This is a genomic window from Mycolicibacterium thermoresistibile (genome assembly GCF_900187065.1).
Lineage (GTDB): Bacteria > Actinomycetota > Actinomycetes > Mycobacteriales > Mycobacteriaceae > Mycobacterium > Mycobacterium thermoresistibile.
In genome coordinates, this window is sequence record NZ_LT906483.1 from 2680706 (window position 1) to 2697793 (window position 17088).

At 66.4% G+C, this 17088-nt stretch carries 18 protein-coding genes, 1 pseudogene and 1 other annotated feature; of the genes and pseudogenes, 15 read left to right on the forward strand and 4 right to left on the reverse strand.

The window, feature by feature from the left end; genetic code table 11:
- Window positions 1–38 precede the first annotated feature (38 nt).
- The 12 genes and pseudogenes from CKW28_RS12530 (at window position 39) to CKW28_RS12580 (ending at window position 10822) form a co-directional block, all read left to right on the forward strand.
- Window positions 39–1298, forward strand: a complete 1260-nt coding sequence (locus tag CKW28_RS12530) for an HNH endonuclease signature motif containing protein (protein ID WP_003923643.1) — start codon at window positions 39–41, stop codon at window positions 1296–1298.
- Complete coding sequence (locus CKW28_RS12535; protein ID WP_234785015.1) at window positions 1189–2676, forward strand: recombinase family protein; 1488 nt, start codon at window positions 1189–1191, stop codon at window positions 2674–2676. The genes CKW28_RS12530 and CKW28_RS12535 overlap by 110 nt, the downstream gene beginning before the upstream one ends.
- 255 nt (window positions 2677–2931) lie before the next feature.
- Window positions 2932–3162 (forward strand): helix-turn-helix domain-containing protein, encoded by a 231-nt coding sequence (locus CKW28_RS12540; protein ID WP_003923645.1) that lies wholly within the window; start codon window positions 2932–2934, stop codon window positions 3160–3162.
- 267 nt (window positions 3163–3429) lie between these two features.
- Window positions 3430–4670 (forward strand): IS3 family transposase gene (locus tag CKW28_RS12545; RefSeq protein WP_435406116.1). Its coding sequence is split into 2 segments (ribosomal slippage): window positions 3430–3715 and window positions 3715–4670, totalling 1242 coding nucleotides; the frame shifts between segments, so codons are not numbered across the junction.
- Window positions 3705–3822 (forward strand) — a sequence feature (AL1L pseudoknot). (Overlaps the previous gene by 118 nt.)
- Window positions 4671–4721: 51 nt before the next feature.
- Entirely contained in the window at window positions 4722–5654 is a 933-nt protein-coding gene (locus tag CKW28_RS23605) for a hypothetical protein (protein WP_131588019.1), read from the forward strand.
- A gap of 388 nt (window positions 5655–6042) precedes the next feature.
- The gene (locus CKW28_RS12550; RefSeq protein WP_003924873.1) at window positions 6043–6351 is read left to right on the forward strand and encodes a hypothetical protein; all 309 of its coding nucleotides are present in this window, start codon (window positions 6043–6045) and stop codon (window positions 6349–6351) included.
- Between the two features lie 234 nt (window positions 6352–6585).
- A complete protein-coding gene (locus CKW28_RS12555) occupies window positions 6586–7743 on the forward strand; it encodes a phage major capsid protein (RefSeq protein ID WP_040546488.1) in 1158 nt (385 codons plus the stop codon).
- A 2-nt stretch (window positions 7744–7745) separates the two neighbouring features.
- Window positions 7746–7943: a MerR family transcriptional regulator gene (locus tag CKW28_RS12560; RefSeq protein WP_003924875.1), complete on the forward strand. Its 198-nt coding sequence runs from the start codon at window positions 7746–7748 to the stop codon at window positions 7941–7943.
- A gap of 161 nt (window positions 7944–8104) precedes the next feature.
- Window positions 8105–9077 (forward strand): annotated as a pseudogene (locus CKW28_RS12565) (IS481 family transposase).
- A gap of 10 nt (window positions 9078–9087) precedes the next feature.
- The gene (locus CKW28_RS12570) at window positions 9088–9621 is read left to right on the forward strand and encodes a hypothetical protein (RefSeq protein WP_131588036.1); all 534 of its coding nucleotides are present in this window, start codon (window positions 9088–9090) and stop codon (window positions 9619–9621) included.
- A gap of 221 nt (window positions 9622–9842) precedes the next feature.
- A complete protein-coding gene (locus CKW28_RS12575; protein WP_157997568.1) occupies window positions 9843–10181 on the forward strand; it encodes a hypothetical protein in 339 nt (112 codons plus the stop codon).
- A 41-nt stretch (window positions 10182–10222) separates the two neighbouring features.
- Window positions 10223–10822: a hypothetical protein gene (locus tag CKW28_RS12580; protein ID WP_131588037.1), complete on the forward strand. Its 600-nt coding sequence runs from the start codon at window positions 10223–10225 to the stop codon at window positions 10820–10822.
- 273 nt (window positions 10823–11095) lie between these two features.
- Here CKW28_RS12580 and CKW28_RS23610 read toward each other — a convergent pair whose 3' ends face one another.
- The gene (locus CKW28_RS23610) at window positions 11096–11329 is read right to left on the reverse strand and encodes a hypothetical protein (protein ID WP_131588038.1); all 234 of its coding nucleotides are present in this window, start codon (window positions 11327–11329) and stop codon (window positions 11096–11098) included.
- Between the two features lie 27 nt (window positions 11330–11356).
- A complete protein-coding gene (locus CKW28_RS12585; protein ID WP_040546693.1) occupies window positions 11357–11863 on the reverse strand; it encodes a helix-turn-helix domain-containing protein in 507 nt (168 codons plus the stop codon).
- Window positions 11864–12034: 171 nt separating this feature from the next.
- On the opposite strand from CKW28_RS12585, the gene CKW28_RS12590 reads away from it, so the two are divergent.
- Window positions 12035–12364 (forward strand): hypothetical protein, encoded by a 330-nt coding sequence (locus CKW28_RS12590; protein WP_003925404.1) that lies wholly within the window; start codon window positions 12035–12037, stop codon window positions 12362–12364.
- 1 nt (window position 12365) lies between these two features.
- Here CKW28_RS12590 and CKW28_RS12595 read toward each other — a convergent pair whose 3' ends face one another.
- Window positions 12366–13076 carry a hypothetical protein gene (locus tag CKW28_RS12595; RefSeq protein ID WP_040546695.1) on the reverse strand — a complete coding sequence of 237 codons (711 nt, stop codon included), beginning with the start codon at window positions 13074–13076 and terminating at the stop codon, window positions 12366–12368.
- Window positions 13077–13290: 214 nt separating this feature from the next.
- Between CKW28_RS12595 and CKW28_RS12600 the strand changes: the two genes are divergently transcribed.
- Both CKW28_RS12600 and CKW28_RS12605 read left to right on the forward strand, forming a co-directional pair.
- A complete protein-coding gene (locus CKW28_RS12600) occupies window positions 13291–13596 on the forward strand; it encodes a hypothetical protein (RefSeq protein ID WP_003925406.1) in 306 nt (101 codons plus the stop codon).
- A gap of 177 nt (window positions 13597–13773) precedes the next feature.
- Window positions 13774–14145: a hypothetical protein gene (locus CKW28_RS12605; protein WP_003925407.1), complete on the forward strand. Its 372-nt coding sequence runs from the start codon at window positions 13774–13776 to the stop codon at window positions 14143–14145.
- A 20-nt stretch (window positions 14146–14165) separates the two neighbouring features.
- Here the strand turns inward: CKW28_RS12605 and ppc are convergent, their stop codons facing one another.
- A complete protein-coding gene (ppc, locus tag CKW28_RS12610) occupies window positions 14166–16973 on the reverse strand; it encodes a phosphoenolpyruvate carboxylase (protein WP_003925408.1) in 2808 nt (935 codons plus the stop codon).
- Between the last annotated feature and the right edge of the window lie 115 nt (window positions 16974–17088).

Below are 17088 nucleotides of genomic sequence, written 5' to 3' on the forward strand. Positions count from 1 at the left end.
GCGCCGGACTGTCAGACCCCCCGAGTAGCATCGAACGCATGTTCGAATCTCTCGACGACGGCGCGGTGGTCGATTCCATCGCCGCGGCGTCGCGCGAGCAGAGCGCGGCGTGCGGCCGGGAGATGCTCGCTATCGGCGAGCTCTACGCCCGCCGGGCGCCCGAGGACGACACCGAACGAGCGAACTGGGCGATCGACGGGCACGCCAACGTGGTCGCCGAGATCTCGGCGGCGCTGAACATCAGCCGGGGCCGGGCAGCCGGCCGCCTGCAGTTGGCGATCGACCTGCGAGAGCGCCTGCCGCGGGTCGCTGCGGTGTTCGCCGCCGGAGACATCGACTTCCGGATGGTGTCGGCGCTGGTGAACCGCAGCCGCAACGTGGTGGATCCCGACCTGCTGGCCCGGCTGGACGCGGCGCTGGCGGCGTGGTCGCCGAAGTGGATGAAGCTGTCCGGGCCCACACTGAACGAACGCATCGACATGTGGGTGGAGAGGTTCGATCCGACCGGGGTCCGCGAACCGCGATCGCCCGGCGAAGACCGCTACGTCGTGGTCACACCCGCCGGCCAGGGGATGGTCGATGTGTCGGCCCGGCTCACGTTCGAGGCCGGCTTCGCGTTCGACACCCGCCTCGATCAGATCGCCGCGACCGTCTGCCGCGACGACCCGCGCACCGCCGACCAGCGGCGAGCCGACGCGATGGCGGCGATGTCGGAGGGGCAGAACCGGCTCGTATGCGGCTGCGGATCCGAGGACTGCCCGGCCGACCCCGCCGACACCGCTGCGACCCGGCTGGTCATCAACGTGATCGCCGAACAGGCGACGGTGGAGGGCCGGTCGGACAATCCGGGGTATCTGCCGGGCTACGGTGCGGTGCCGGCGTCGATTCTGCGCGCGAAGGCGGCGACGGCCACGCTGCGTCCGGTCGCATTGCCGCAGCCCTGCGCCGAGGCCGGCTACCGGCCGTCGGCGGCGCTGACCCGGTTCATCCGGTGCCGCGATCTGACCTGCCGGTTCCCCGGGTGCGACGCGCCCGCGGCGGTCTGCCAGATCGACCACACCATCCCGTATCCGGCGGGGCCGACCCACCCGTCAAATCTCAAGTTGCTGTGCGTGTTTCATTGTCGACAGGCTGAACTACGTTTCACCCATGACCAGCACAAGCACCAAAGCAGCTGTCTACCTGCGTATTTCCAGCGACCCCACGGGCCAGCAACTCGGCGTCCACCGTCAGCGCGAGGACTGCGAGAAGCTGTGCCGCGACAAGGGGTGGACCCCCGTCGAGTATCGGGACAATGACACCAGCGCCACCACGGGCAAGCGCAAGCATTACGAGCGGATGTTGGCCGACATCCGCGACGGCCTGGTCCGCGCTGTCGTCGTCTGGGACCTGGACAGGCTGCACCGACGGCCCCTCGAGTTGGAGGGGTTCATGGCGCTGGCCGACGAGCGGGGATTGAAGCTGGCCACCGTGTCAGGAGACGTGGACCTGTCCACGGCCCAGGGGCGGTTAATCGCCCGGTTGAAAGGCAGTGTGGCGGCCCATGAAATCGAGCACAAGCGCGCCCGTCAGCTGCGCGCTGCCCAGCAGAAAGCTGAACGGGGTGTGCCGCAATGGAAACGGGCCTTCGGGTTCGCCGACGGCTATGTCGCCGACGAAATTACCGCCCCTCTGGTCAAGGAAATGTACGCGCATGTGTTGGCCGGTGGGTCGCTGTCGGGGCTGGCGCGGGAGTTGAACGCGCGGGGCGACTGGGCGTGGGGGCAGAAGTGGGTGAAGCCCAAGGATGATTACGGCGAGACGATCAAGTCGGCCGAGGTGGTGTGCCAGCGTCAGCCGTGGTCGGCCAGCACGTTGTCGTTGTTCCTGCGCTCGCCGCGCAACGCAGGGCTGCGCACCTACAATCGGGAACTGGTGCTGGACAAAGACGGCCAGCCCGTCCGGGGCGCGTGGGAACCGCTGGTCGATGAAGACACCTGGCGGGCGGTCCAATCGGTGCTGGACGCCCCGGGCCGCGCCCCTGGCCGCAAGTCGGTGCGACAGCACTTACTGACCGGGGTGCTGGTGTGTGGGAAGTGCGAGGGATCACTTGCCGGACAGTGGGTTATGCAGCCAACGGGTGGTGAGCCGGGGCGCTCCAAGGCAGGCCGGGTCAAGGAGCCGACCGGCCAGAAGCGCCACGTCATCACCTACTCCTGCAAGACCTGTCGCGGGGTGTCGATGCGCGCCGAGCACATCGAGCCGCTGGTTTACGGGGTGGTGGGGGCGCGGCTCGCCGAACCCGACGCTTTGGACCTGCTTCGCAGCGAGCAGCACGACGTTGAGGCGGCCGAACAAGTACGGCAGCAACGTTCCGCTCTGAATCAGAGGCTGTTGGAGATCGCTGACGAGCGGGCCGATGGGCTGTTGACGGGCCAGCAGGCGGCGCGGGCGACGGCGCGCATCCTGGACCGGCTGGCCGCGCTGCAGTTGGTCGATGCCGACCAGGAACGGCTACGGGTCCTCGACGGTCTGCCGTTGGGCACGCCCGACGCTGAGGGCGCGCTGGAGGGGTTGACCCCCGACCGCTTCCGAGCGGTCCTGGGCGTCGTCTGCACAATCACGGTGCTGCCCATCGGCCGGGGCCGCCGCAAGGGTGTCGAGCACCGCGACCGCCTGCAGATCGACTGGAAATAACCCGTCCGCGAGATCACAACCGTCCCCGGTGACACGCCGTTACCCGGGATTAATTCCTGCGTGGCGGCGACAATCCCACGCGAGGCCACGTCGTGTGCGGCGTATATCGCGCTATAACAACCTATTTCGCGCTCCTAGTCCCGCGTCGTACTGACCTGTACTCTGTACCGCGAAGTTATCTACTGCCCCAACGGGCCAGTTGTCACGCCATAGGGCGACTCCGACGACAGGCACAGTCTGCAAGGAGTTCGGCTCTTGAGCACGAAAACCGACCAACCCAACGACGGTGCGCTGACCACCACCGACCTGGCCCGCGCGCTGGGCTGTCATAAGCGCACCATCCAGCGCGCCATCATCGCCGGTCGAATCCCGGCGTTCAAACTCCGCGGGCAGTGGCGGATCCGCCGCGTTGACGCCGACTCGCTGATGTACAGGTTGGCGGGTCACCCGGACAATCCCCCCACCCCGCTGGGCGATGCGAAATGACCGGCCCCACAGAATTATTTAGCACCGCCACGCTGACCACCGCAGACCGCGAATGGATCGCCGCCCAGGTGGCCACCGCGCCACGATTCACAACCGACCAGCGCGACCGGCTAGCCGAACTGCTGCGGCCCGTCCGCCAGGGCATCGCGGGGTGAGCACCACCCCGGCCCGCACGACCACGACGCAAACCACCAGCACTCCCAACACCCCAGTGCGCCATTGAAGTACCCCAGGTTTTGTTCCGATCCGTATAGGAGGATCAGGAACATGCCACGTAAGTATTCGCCGGAGTTTCGTGACCGTGCGCTTCGGTTGTTGGACACCACGATGGAAGACTCAGAGGTTTCTGAGTTCGAGGCCATCAAGTCTGTAGCCAGCAAACTTGGTGTATCGCAGGAATCGGTGCGCCGGTGGCGGCGCAAGGCCGAGATTGACGCCGGGCAGCGCCCCGGCGTGACCAGCACTGAGCACGCCGAGATCCGCAAGCTCAAGCGCGAGAACGCCGAATTGCGCAGAGCTAACGAGATTTTGAAGTCTGCGTCCGCGTTTTTCGCAGCGGAGCTCGACCGCCCCGCGACGAAATGATCGCCTTCATCGATGCGCATCGCGATCAGTTCGGGGTCGAGCTCATTTGCCGTGTTCTGCGGGCAGCAATCGCCGGTTTCCTCACCTCCCGGGGCTATCGGGCCGCCAAGGCCCGCCCGCCATCAGAGCGGGCGATGCGCGATGAACTCCTCATCGCCGAGCTGCGCACCGTCCACGAGCAGAACTTCTCGGTCTATGGCGTCAAGAAGATGCATCACGCCATGAAACGCCGCGGCTGGCGGGTCGGCCGCGAGCAGACCCGCCGGTTGATGCGTAAAGCCGGCCTGCGCGGCGTGCAGCGCGGTAAGCCGGTGTTCACCACGATCAGCGACCCTGCGCACTGCCGGCCTGCTGATCTGGTCAACCGGCAGTTCAGCGCTGAGGCCCCAGACCGGCTGTGGGTTGCTGACATCACGTTCGTACGGACCTGGCAGGGGTTCTGCTACACCGCGTTCGTCACCGACGCCTGCACCAAAGCCATCAAGGGATGGGCAGTCGCGGCCAGCATGCGCACCGAGGACCTACCGCTGGAAGCATTCAATCATGCTGTGTGGCACTCGGACTCAGACCTGTCTGAGTTGATCCATCACTCCGACCGAGGGTCGCAATACTTATCGTTGACATACACCGACCGGTTGGCCGAGCTCGGGATCGCCCCTTCGGTGGGGTCCCGCGGCGATAGCTATGACAACGCCCTCGCCGAAGCGGTCAACGCCGCCTACAAGACCGAGTTAATCAACCGCGGCAAACCCTGGCGCAGCGTCGACGACGTCGAGTTGGCCACCGCCGGATGGGTGGCCTGGTACAACCAGGAACGCCTGCACGAAGCCCTCGGCTACGTCCCACCAGCCGAGTACGAGGCCGCCCTCACCGGCACCTCACACCCCGCGAGCCAGCCAACCCCGGCCCTCGCAACCAACTAGGAACAAAACCTGGGGTACTTCACATCAAAACCAGCCAAAGGGGGTGAAACCGTGGCCGACACGTTCGACAAGTTCAGCTGGCTTAAGGCCCTTCAGTGTGACCCCACCGTTACCGAGAAGTCATTTCGCTTGGGGGTGGTGATCGCCACCCACTACACCAAGAGGGACGGCTCGGGGTGGGCGGTGGACCTGGACGAGATGGCAGATCAAGTGAAGGGCGGCATGAGCGTGGCGCGCTTCAACGACGCTGTGCGGCACCTGGCGTCCCGCGGGTACGTGATTGAGACGTGGCGGTCAGTAGGTGGTCGCCCACGCAAAGGTGTTGCGGCGTCACGCCGTGGAGCCTTCAACCTGACGATGCCAACCGAAACCGACGCCGCCGTGAGCGTCGGTTCTAACGGAAACCGACGCCGCCAGCGACCAAAACCCAAGCTGCCAGCGGTCAAAACCGACGCTGCCAGCGATGATTACCGACGCTCTGGAGAGCGTCAGTTTGGTCCCGTCGACCCTGATCAGACGGTGGAAATTTCACCTACAGGTACTTCATCAGGTACTCCTTCAGGTACTTGTGTAGGGGACGCGCGCGTGAACGGCATGTCCCAAACCCAAAGACTGCCAGCGATTCCCGACACCACCCCCATCACGGTGGAGGTGCAAGAAGTGATCACTGTGTTGGGCGAGGTGGTCGAGGACGACCCCGACCCCGAACCACCACTGGAATGCCGTGACCATGCGGCATTGCCCATCGACGTCCGGCGACCACGCTGCCACGACTGCAGGCGTGTACGGCAAGCCAACCAACCGGCCCACCACGATTGGCGTCTGCGCCAGATGCTGAGAGAGACGACCGCCGCTGCGTCGGTCGGCCACGCCAGCTCACCGCCGAGTGGCCCATGCGCCAAGTGCGGCGGGTCGGGCTGGATCGACTTGGACGAGTACCACCAGGACGCGTGTAGCTGCCGCCGCCGTAGGGGGGCGCCGTGATGATCCCGTTGCCTCAACCCATCGCCGCGGCTTACGACGGTGCGATGTCGGTGGCGTGCGCGAATTGTGGTGCCGCTCCGGGTCGGTACTGCACCAAGCCCACAGGGCAGCTACGGCGTGTTCCCTGCCTGGTTCGCTGCCGGGCGATCACCCCCGACCGAGGGTCCCTAGACCCGGGAGCAGATCCGATGCGGGCGAACGAGAGCCAACCGCCAATGCTTGCGTCACTTACCACATCCAGCGAAAACGCCACCCCCGCAGCACCCGCCACCCAGGTGGCAAACGGGTACCACCACCCCGGCGAACCGCGACACAGACGGGAGGACGACTGACACCGGCCGCGCGGCGTCGTCGCCGGTCTTCACATCACAGAGAAGGGAACCATCGAATGACCGAACACAACCCAATCCCGATCCCGGATGCTGTCGCCCCAGGACGGGCCGACGCGCTACGGGCAGCGGCAGCACTGGCGGCCGGGAACACCGACGGCTTCACCCAGGTCCTAGCCGAACTGTCGTGCCTGCACCCGGCAGCCTGGCAGACCACGCTGGGTGCGGCCCTTGCCGAGTGGGTCCAGCTGCTGATCGCCGTACACGGCGGAAACCAACAGGCAGCCCTGGAATACCTTGAGCACCAGGCCTTCGCAGCCCTGGATCGCGCCGAGGCCGTCGCCCAACGGCGCGAGGGTCAGCAATAGGCGCGGACTCGAGGTGCCCCAGCGGATCCGGTGCAGTGGTCACCGAACTCGCTGGGGTGCCCCACTTTCGGTTAGGATGACCTGCAAATTGGCTGTGCGCCTGTGGGTGGCACTCCCCGGCATGACCAACCAGCTACGGCCAGCCCTGGCACTGGGCGCGGATGCGATTCCCCCATTCATGCGCGGCGCGTGACCCACGTTGTGCCGCAACGTATCTGCCAGGAGGCACCCATCATGGAGAAGCGACTCCAACAGTTGATCGACAAGCGCGCCCGGCTGCTCGCCGGGCGCGTGGCTATCACCGATCTGGTCCTCGCGGAGGGCCGCGACAGCCTGACCGGCGATGAGACCAAGCGGTTCCAGGACCTGTCGGCCGAGATCGAGGACCTGACCGTGCGTATCGCCCAGCTGGGTGATGAGATCGAAAGGTCCGGTCGCACCAACCCCATCTGCGCGTTTATCAGGGGGGCGCACTTCAGCGGCACCAGTTGGGCGGCGCGCGCGGCCGACGCGCTGCTCAAGCTCGGCGGGGAAGCCCGCGCCATCGCATCGGATAGCGTCGATGTCCCCACCCTGGTCGAGTCGGAGGTGTCGGCCAAGGAGCGGCCGTCCCGGCTGATCGACCTGTTCACGAACCGAAAGGCCATCGAGGGCAACGCTTTCGAGTACTACCGGCAGACCGTGCGCACCAACAACGCCACGGCCGTCGCCGATGGCGGTACCAAGCCCACCTCGGTGTTCTCGCTGGAGCTGGTCGATGATCGCGCCCGGGTCATCGCTCACCTGTCGGAGCCGATGCCGATCCGCTTGTTCCAGGACCACCCAGAGTTGAACCGTTGGCTCGACACGGAGATGGCCGAGGGCGTCTTGGACGCGTTGGAGGCTCAGGTGATCGCCGGTGACGGCGAAGGCGAGAACCTGACGGGCCTTCTGTCCACCACCGGCACCACGTCGGTCGCGTTCGACACCGACCTGCCCACCACCATGCGGTCAGCAGTGACGGCACTGCAGCTGATCGGCGCGCAGCCCAACGGGTGGGTACTCAACCCCGCCGACGCCCAGACCATCAACCTGCTGCGCTTCCAGTGGGGCGGTACCGAGGCTGCTGATGCCGGGTTCCTGCTCGATGGCTACCAGAACACCAACGCTGGCAGCGGCAACGTGTTCGGGCCGACCACCCCGCGCGTGGTGTCCAACAGTGTCCCAGAAGGCACTGCCATCCTGGGCGACTGGGGCCAGCTGCGGCTGTATGTCCGTGAGGGGGTACGGCTCGACGTCGATGCCGGTGGCGACCTGTTCACCACCAACCAGGCGATCGTCCGTGCGGAGGGCCGCTTCGGTATCGGCGTCCTCAAGCCGCTGTCGTTCGCCATCGTCGACCTGACGGCATAGCTATGGCCTGGTGGGACGACGCCCTGGACGCACGACTGGACCACGAACAGCTGGAAGGGTTCGTGACGGTCGAGGAAGCGGCCCAACAGATGGGAGTCGCGGAACAGCGGGTGCACCAACTGGTTCGCCAGCGCATCCTGCGCTCAGCCGGCCACGGCATCGCCATGCTCGTCCAACCCGCCATCACCAACTACACCTAGACCCGGTGGCCGCGCGGCATTCCTGGTCGTCTGCCGCGCGGCCACCGCCCTAACTGTAACTCCCAGACAGGTTGTGAACGGCGTGGTGAGCGGAAGTAGGTGAGGACCTCCGGTATCGGTGTGGTTACCAAACACGCACATCCAATTACCGAGAGGTCCTCATGGTCCACGCTAATGCTTCGTTGACTCCTCGTGGGCGGTTGCGGCTTGCGCAGGCTGTTGTTGATCAGGGCTGGAGTTTGCGGCGCGCTGCTGAGCGGTTCCAATGTTCGGTGGCCACAGCCAAGAAATGGGCCGACCCGTTATCGCGACGGTGGCGAAGCAGCGATGGTAGACCGGCCCAGCCGGCCGCATCGCAGTCCGTTGCGGTTGCCGAAACGACGTGAGCGGCGCATCGTCAACCTGCGCTTCACCCGGCGGTGGGGCCCACATCGTATCGCCGCCCATTTGCGGTTGGCGCGGTCAACGGTAGAAGCGGTGTTACGCCGCTACCGCATGCCATTGCTGCGGCACCTGGACCAGAACACCGGGTTGCCGGTACGCCGGCCCAAACCCCGCCGCTATGAGCACCCGGCTCCCGGCGACTTGGTCCATGTCGACGTCAAGAAACTGGGCCGCATCCCCGACGGGGGCGGCCATCGCAAGCTGGGTCGCCAAGCCGGCCGGCGCAACCGCTGCGGCATGGGATACACGTTCTTGCACCACGCCGTTGATGACCACTCCCGGCTGGCGTATTCCGAGGACCTCGCCGACGAACGCAAAGAAACCGCCGCGGGGTTCTGGAAACGCGCCAGCGCGTTCTTCGCCGACCATGGCATTACCGTCAAGCGGGTGTTGACCGACAATGGATCCTGTTACCGGTCAAAGAATTTCGCTGAAGCGCTCGGCCCCGACATCGCCCACAAGAGGACCCGGCCCTACCGGCCGCAGACCAACGGCAAAGTCGAGCGATTCAACCGCACCCTGACCACTGAATGGGCCTATGCGCAGACCTACCGCTCTGAGGCCGAACGCGCCGGAACCTACCAGCACTGGCTGCATCACTACAATCACCACCGACCCCACACCGGCATCGGCGGAATGACACCTATCGACCGCCTACGCGTTCACAACCTACCCGTGAAGAACACCTAACCTGTCTGACATGAACGTGGTCGGGATAATCGTCGATGCCGTAGCCGCTCTTGGCGCTGTGGCCGCTGCCTTCGTCGCGCTGGTCATCGCAACAAGGGACCGTCAAGAGCGCCGCGACGAACGTCGTGCAGCCGAGCGCGCGCAGGCGCGTCTGGTCCAGGTCGAGGTTGTGGGGCCACCTGACTCGCTCTACTACCGCATCGAGGTGCACAACCACGGCGCACAACCCATCATCAACGTGACGCTGGATCAGGTGCGGCTCCGAGACCACGACGCCGAATGGAAACTGGAGAACACCTCGGCGCGGGTCGTCCGGATCATCCGCACGGGAACGGCAGCGCATGAATCGTTCCTGGGCACGTTCTATACGGCGGACGGCGAGCCAATCGCCACGCCCACCTACGATGCCCTCGGCAACATGACCTTCGACGTCAAACCCGACGCCCGTCGGATCGAGGCCGTCGTGTCATTCTCCGACGCTAACGGCAACACATGGACGACCGACACTGACGGTGCGCTGACGCGCATCGGAACGACCGAGTGAGGGACGACCGTCACCACCCGGCAACCTGGACGACCGGGGGTGGGTCGAAACTCGGCGCGCTGGTCGCCGCCACTGCCGCCCGGTAGGGGTCTTCCCCCCTGAGAGTTGACGAACGATTTTCGCACTGCCGCAACACCTTCGGGGTCACCCCAGATCATGTTGTTGACCTGGTAGTTCTCACTGATCGGTTAACTCGTTGGCACACCGTAGGATCGAACAGTATGAGGCGGGTTGACGGTGGTCGTGAGCGTCGGGATCGGCGGGTGGTGCAGCTGGTCCTGGCGGGGGCCAGTTACCGGGAGGCCGGGGCCGCCGTGGGGCTGAGGTCGCCCAGCACAATCCACGCGATCATGCAGCGAGCGTTGGCTGGTGATGCTCGCCAGGACGTGCTGGCGTCGGAGGCTGGGGCGATGTTCGTGGAGCGGTCGGAGGCGTTGATCCGCGCTAATTGGGCTGATGCGATGGCCGGTGATTATCAGGCATCCGTGATGGTGTTGCGTCAGATGGATCAGCAGGCCCGCCTATTCGGGTTGTACGACCGCGCCGCGGCAACCCGCTGAATCGTTCTCGTGCCAATGGGTTCGGACCACATACTGGGCAGGTGGAACGGAACGATCCTTGGGAGCCGCTTCGCCGTCTCGCGGAGACGGCAGCTGCGGATGAATCGCCCCCGTTAGTCGCGAACGACGACAGCAACACACCGCAGGATGACACCACGCGGAACAGGGTGGCTGCGGGTATCGGTGCTGGTTTGGGGTCCGTTGTGCTGGTCGGTCTCGTGGTGTTGTTGTGGGTTGTCATGCCGGACATGCGGGCGCGAGCGATTCTGCTGTTCGCATTCGCCCTGGGGATGCAGCTGGCCGGTGCCGTGCTGGTGATTCTCGACGTGTGGCAAACGATTCGGAATACCCGCCGGTTGAAGATGGACCTCGCGGCAGCGGAGGGCGCGGTTCAGGAACATCACCGCTCGATGATTGAGGGGCCGCCACTGGCGCGCGCTCTCCACCAGGCGATGGGCCAGGACGCCGATCGCGCGTTGCGACAGATGGGACCGGCTGGGCAAATGGAGCGTCAGGCACTTGTCCGGCATTTGAACGCGCAGAGCGAGATCAGCGATTTCCGGCGGTGGGGTGGTGTGGCAATCCTGGTCCTAGGAGTCGTCGTTGGTTTTGTCGCCAACGTGGTGGCGCTGTACGCCTAGGCGTGTGCGCCAACAGAATCCGCGTCACGACCGCTAAACTTGACGGTGCGATCCGGATTCCTCCACGGCCGGTGACCACCCTTTCTGAGGTTCCTTTTTGGTTGGAGAAGCCCGGTCTCCGCTGGCACTGCGGGGGCCGGGCTTCTGCGTTTATGAGCTGAAGCGGTCGGGGCCATCTGCGCGTCCCTGCGAACCCTCAACGCTTACCGGCGCGTTCGGCTACACCACGGTGACGGTACCGCCAACCAGGTGGCGGCGGCACCCGTTCAGCGATCAGTCTTTGCGGCGGCGGCCGCGTTTCCAGTCGCTGGGTTTGCGGGATCGGAACGTCTCACCGTCCAGGATCGCGGTCGGGTCGGGAATGGTGGGGCCGTCCGTGCGCGGCTTGTACTCCCTGGGGGGCGGGGCCTGGATGTTGCGACCGGACGGCTTCGCGCCCAGACGACTCCACGCACCAGCGCGCGACTTCTGGGTCTCCGGCTTCGGCGTATCAGCGCCACGAGACATGTGGCCCCTCCTTCCTGTGGTGGTCTGTCACGGCATGACGGCCGGGAGTCGCCAGACCCGGCGACCCTCGTCGGTCAGTTCGGTGTAGTCGTTGACGCGAATCATCAGGTCACCGTCGTCAGCGGTGCGCGGCACGTACCGCCAACCTCCCTTGCTGCTCACCCCCGGGATCGGCGGGATGTTGGGGTCGAACTCCAGCACCTGATCCTGCAGCTTCCGGTAAAACCCGCGCAGACGGCCCAAGGTCCCGTTGTCCATCCCGACGCCCCACGTCGCCACGTACCGGCCATGATCGCGCAAACGCCGGTAGGGGCTGGTCTGACCCATCTCGGTCGGGACCTGGAACGGAAAGTGTTGCTGCAGCAATTGCTCGGTCGGGGTCAGACGGCCGTCGTAGTTGTACTTGATCCACGAAATGTATTGGCGCGTAACGCCATACCTCCGGGCGATCTCTGACTGGCTGTAACCCTTGCCCTTCAGGTCCTCGACGATGGCCGGGGTTAAAGGGTTCCCGGGTCGGCGGTGGCGCCCCATTGTGGCGGTTCTCCTTGGGTGGTGGCGGGGGTACTGAGTCTAATCCCAGGACAAGACCTCCGTCTCTGAAACGCATAAGTTCATGGTGTACGACTATGCGTACTGCTACGCATATTCGTAATACGTTGTGGGCCTTGTGATTTCACGTTTTCAAGAGCTACGGTCACCAGTATGGACACCGACACCGACATCACTGTTCCTGACCGCCTCAACCCCGCCGCGCTGATCGTGGCGGCCGGTTCCCCACGGGCCGGGACACTTCGGGACGTTCTGCGGGTCTACGCCGACCAGCTGACCGCCATCGGGTGCTTCGCCGACCTGACCGCTTGCGACACCAGCACGGTGGCCGCGTTCATCGCTTGGGATGTCGTCCATGGTGAGGAGTCCCCCGCGCTACGGCAGCGATCCGCCGCAGTCGCCGAGGGCGCGTGGGCCGGGTGGGATAACCCCGTGGGCGTCGCCCGAGTTTTCCGTGCCGCGGCGACCGTCCTGGACGCCTGACTCAGAAGGCGGACGGCTGAGCCGTCATCTCGCAGCGATCAGGAATTCCGGTCACGACGAGACGTGCCGATACCTTGACTTTGCCGTTGGCGGGCACGACATCCGGGAATTCTGAGCCGCCCCCAATGATCTGCCCATGCGGGTCGAAGCAAATGACACCCACTCGGGCAGCGGGGATCTGCTGATCCGACGGATTGGTCAGCTCGGCGTCCGCTGTGGGGGAGCCAAAGGTGTCTTGACCGATGGTTACCGGGCCAACCTCCAGCACCACGTCGCTGAACTCGACCGGTTTCGTCTGCGGGTGATCGCTGACCTCAAGAGTCGGTTCTACCCGTGTCACCGGCTGGCCGTTGGGCACGGAGACCTGGGTGCCCACCGTGATGCGGGCTCCGGGATTAACGGCCTGCTCAACCTGGGACTCCGTCGCGAGCAACGCGCCGTCGGCTCCAAACAGGTTGAACGAGACGGTGGCGAACTGGCCCACCGGCACGTCCCGCACGGTCGAGGTCACCCACAGATAATCACCCGATCCACCGAACCCGGACTGTTCGATCACCGCTGTCGCCGCCGGCGCGTCCGACAACGTGCCGCCCTCGGCGGACTGCTCCGCGCTGGGCGACCCCTGGCAAGCCATCGCGAGCGGTACGACCGTGCCGACAAGCGTGATTGTGCGAAATAGCTTCATCAGATCCCTCCGCAAGGGCAGGTTCACGCGCCTGCCGCCGGTTGCAGAGCGTAGCTAAGCAATTCTGCGGGTTGGGCACGACCGCACGATTGCTGCGCCGTCACCAACGGCAGGCCCCGTGCTGGTACCCATATCCGCTGCTCAGGACGGTGCGGGCACGTCACGCCAGAAGTGTGGTTTAGCCAGTAGGTGACACCACCTGCTGAAGACCTTCTGGACCGGCGGACGCGGATGGAGCGATGTGCAGCTTCCGGACGGCACGGTGGTGTGGCGGGCGCCGAGCGGCCGGACGTACACCACCACTCCGGCCGGCGCGGAGTTCTTCGCACAGCTCGGCCGGCCGACCGGCGAGGTCGAGGTCTCGCAGACCAAGCCGCCGGACGGCGCCGACCGCGGCGCGAAGATGCCGCTGCGCAACCGCACCCGCGCCGAGGACGAGGCCTACCGCATCGCGCTGGAGCGGCAACACAACGCGGCGCGCATCGCCCGCCGGGATCTACTCCTCGCCGAACGGCTCGCCCGGAACGACAAACCGCCGCCGTTCTGACTCCCGGCGCCCGTCGCGGAATCCCCGCTCGAAGTCGGCGCCGGTCTGGTTCGGTCCGCGCACGACGCGAAGCGGGTCGTCCCGGCAGCGCCGGGAGGCGGTATCTGGCGTCTCCACATCCGGTCAGACGCCGCGTTATGCCCAGCGGTTCCCGCTGGGGCCGTCATAATGTGCGGCATGGCGGACAGAAGCGGTCGACCTGCGCGGACCGGACCGGAGCGGATCAGGAAACTCGCGCAGGCGGCGCTCAACGCCGACGTCACGGTCGAACAGGTCGACACCATCCTCGAGGGGCTCAGCGAAACCCTCGAAGACCTGGACAAGTCGACGGCCAACCTCGACACCACGTTGGAACGGTTCAACAACACCATCAGCCGCATCGACGAGCTGGCCCCGCGGCTGATCGCGGTGGTGGACCGGATGGAGGGGATCGTCACCCGGGTGGAACGGCTGGTCGAGCTCGGCGAGTCGGTGTTGTCCCCGGTGGCGATGACCGAATCGGCGGTGCGCGGCGTGGTGAACGCATTGCGCGGCAAACCCGGGCGCTAGCCGAGTCCGGGCTCCGGTGCTCAGCCGCTGTTGCGCAGCGCGGTGGCCAGCCCGCTCATGGTCAACAGGATGCCGCGTTTGACCCGTTCGTCGTCCTCCCCGGAGCGGTACCGGCGCAGCAGCTCGACCTGCAGGTGGTTGAGCGGTTCCAGGTACGGGAACCGGTTGAACACCGAGCGGGCCAGCGCGGGGTTGTCCGCCAGCAGTTCGTCGTCGGTGATCAGCCGGTGCATCCGGAGGGTGCGGGCGTGTTCGGCGACGATCTTGTCGAACACCCGGCGGCGCAGTGCCTCGTCCTCGACCAGTTCGGCGTAGCGGGCGGCCAGCCCCATGTCCGACTTCGCCAGCACCTGGGCCATGTTCGACAGCACACTGGCGAAGAACGGCCACCGCCGGTACAGATCCTGCAACAGCCGCAGCCGCTCCTCGGCGGGTTCCGGGCCGGCGTCGATGAACTCCTCGAACGCGGTGCCGGTGCCGTACCAGCCGGGCAGCATCACCCGCGACTGGCTCCAGGCCAGCACCCACGGGATCGCCCGCAGATCCGCGATCGAGGTGGTCGGCTTGCGGGACACCGGGCGACTGCCGATGTTGAGTTCGCCGATCTCGCTGACCGGTGTGGACGCCTTGAAATAGTCCACGAAACCCGGTGTCTCATGGACCAGTTCGGAGTAGGCGCGGCGGGCCCGGGCGGCCAGCTCGTCCAGCGCCCGGTAGGCGGGTTCGGCGGCGTCCCCCAGCCCCTCCACGTCGAGCAGGGTGGCTTCGAGGGTGGCCGCCACCAGGGTCTCCAGGTTGCGGTAGGCCAGGCGCGGTTCGGCGTACTTCGCGGCGATGACCTCGCCCTGCTCGGTGAGCCGCAGCGATCCGCTCACCGCGCCGGGTGGCTGCGCCAGGATCGCCTGGTAACTGGGCCCGCCGCCGCGGCCGACGGTGCCGCCCCGGCCGTGGAACAGCCGCAACCGGATCCCGGTCCGGCGGGCGGTCTCCACCAGGTCGAGTTCGGCGCGGTACAGCGCCCAGTTCGCCGCCAGATATCCGCCGTCCTTGTTGGAGTCGGAATACCCGAGCATCACCTCCTGGGTGTTCCCCCGCGCCGCCACCAGCGTCCGGTACAGCGGAACATCCAGCGCCGCTTCCAGAATCGAAGCGCCGCGCTCCAGGTCGTCGATCGTCTCGAACAGCGGCACGATCCCGATCGGGCAGTACGGGCGCTCCCCGGCCGCGTCGAGCAGCCCCACCTCCTTGAGCAGCAACGCCGGTTCGAGCATGTCCGACACCGACTGACACATCGAGATGATGTAGTTCGGGATCGCCGGCGGACCGTACACCCGCACCGCCCGCGCCGCCGCGGCGAAGATGTCGAGTTCCTTCCGGGTGAGCTCGGACAGCCCGGACCGGTCGTCGGGCCGGGTCAACGGACGGCGGATGCTCAGTTCGTCGACCAGCAGCTTGATCCGCTCGGACTCGGTCAGCGCACGGTAGTCCGGGTGCACCCCGGCCCAGGCCAGCAGTTCGGCGACGACCTCCTCGTGCACGTCGGAGTTCTGCCGCAGGTCCAGCCCGCACAGATGAAACCCGAAGGTGCGCACCGCTTCGCGCAGCCGGGCCAGCCGATCGTCGGCGATCACCGCGCTGCCGTTGCGACGCAGCGAGTCGTCGACGACGTCGAGGTCGGCCAGCATCTCCGCCGGGCTGTGATAGCGGGGCAAGCCCAGGTCGAGGGTGTGTTCCGGCCGGCGGTCGAGGATCTCGGCCGCGGTGGCGGTCAGCCGGCCGTGGATGACCCGCAGCGCGCGGCGGTACGGTTCGTCGCGGCGGGCCGGTTCATCGCACCGGTCGGCGAGTTCGGTCAGCTCGGGGGTGACGCGGGCGAGCCGGGCCGACAGCGACAGTTCCTGCTCCAGGGCGGTGAGCTCGTCGAAGTAGTGCCGCAGCGCGGTGTAGGCGGCGTTGGAGGCGGCCGACCAGACGATCTCACCGGTGACGTTGGGGTTGCCGTCGCGGTCACCGCCGATCCACGAGCCCGGCCGCACGATCGGCTCGTCGAGCACCCGGGTCTGCGGCCAGCGAGCCTGCAACGCGGACCGCACCTCGGCGTTCAATTGCGGGATGACCTGGAAGAACGCGGCCTCGTAGTAGCGCAGTCCGGTGTCGATCTCATCGGATATGGTCAGGCGCGACAGCCGGATCAGCGCGGTCTGCCACAACGTGTGGATGTGCCGGCGCAGTTCCCGCTCGATCTCGCGGCCGTCCTCGGTGTGGGTGTGACCGTGCAGCCGCAGCCGCATCAGCTCGGTCACCCGGTGCTGGGCCTCGAACACGGTGCGCCGCCGGGTCTCGGTGGGGTGTGCGGTGATCACCGGTGACACCACCGCCCCGGTCAGCGCCGCGGCCACCCGGTCGGCGGGCAGGCCGGCGGCGTCGAGTTTGCGATAGGTGGCGGCCAGCGTGCCGTCCGGCGGCGGTTCCCCGGCCGCGACGTGGACGGCCCGGCGTCGTTCCCGGTGGATGTCCTCGGCGACGTTGGCCAGCAAGGCGAAGTAGGTGAACGCGCGGATCACCGGGATCGCCTGCTCGGGGGCGATACCGCGGAACTTGGCCGCCAGTTCGGCGCGGTCGATCTCGGAGCGGCGCACCCGGAACGACTCCACCCGCGCCCATTCGACGAGGTCGAACACCTCTTCGCCGTGGTGTTCGCGGATGGTGTCGCCGAGGATAGCTCCGAGCAGCCGGATGTCCTCCCGCATCGGCTCGGTCGCCTCCCGGCCGACGTGCGTTCGGGTCACCGACCCGATCGGTTCCAGGGAGTCAATGGATTCAGCCATATCCCCCAGTATGTCCGCCGCCAGAATTCGAAAGCAGATGCCGTCGCGTGCCACTAGCGTCGGTTCGACGGAAAATCACATAAGGAGGATGATGACGCTGGTTATGGCGCGCGGT

Bases quoted from the DNA above. Each gene is read 5' to 3' on its own strand.
- CKW28_RS12585 (WP_040546693.1), bottom strand. From the start codon at position 11,863: ATGGGGCGCCACCGCCGACCCGGGAACCCTTTAACCCCGGCCATCGTC.
- CKW28_RS12550 (WP_003924873.1), top strand. From the start codon at position 6,043: ATGACCGAACACAACCCAATCCCGATCCCGGATGCTGTCGCCCCAGGA.
- CKW28_RS23610 (WP_131588038.1), bottom strand. From the start codon at position 11,329: ATGTCTCGTGGCGCTGATACGCCGAAGCCGGAGACCCAGAAGTCGCGC.
- CKW28_RS12555 (WP_040546488.1), top strand. From the start codon at position 6,586: ATGGAGAAGCGACTCCAACAGTTGATCGACAAGCGCGCCCGGCTGCTC.
- CKW28_RS12575 (WP_157997568.1), top strand. From the start codon at position 9,843: ATGAGGCGGGTTGACGGTGGTCGTGAGCGTCGGGATCGGCGGGTGGTG.
- CKW28_RS12590 (WP_003925404.1), top strand. From the start codon at position 12,035: ATGGACACCGACACCGACATCACTGTTCCTGACCGCCTCAACCCCGCC.
- CKW28_RS12605 (WP_003925407.1), top strand. From the start codon at position 13,774: ATGGCGGACAGAAGCGGTCGACCTGCGCGGACCGGACCGGAGCGGATC.
- CKW28_RS12570 (WP_131588036.1), top strand. From the start codon at position 9,088: ATGAACGTGGTCGGGATAATCGTCGATGCCGTAGCCGCTCTTGGCGCT.
- ppc (WP_003925408.1), bottom strand. From the start codon at position 16,973: ATGGCTGAATCCATTGACTCCCTGGAACCGATCGGGTCGGTGACCCGA.
- CKW28_RS12560 (WP_003924875.1), top strand. From the start codon at position 7,746: ATGGCCTGGTGGGACGACGCCCTGGACGCACGACTGGACCACGAACAG.
- CKW28_RS12530 (WP_003923643.1), top strand. From the start codon at position 39: ATGTTCGAATCTCTCGACGACGGCGCGGTGGTCGATTCCATCGCCGCG.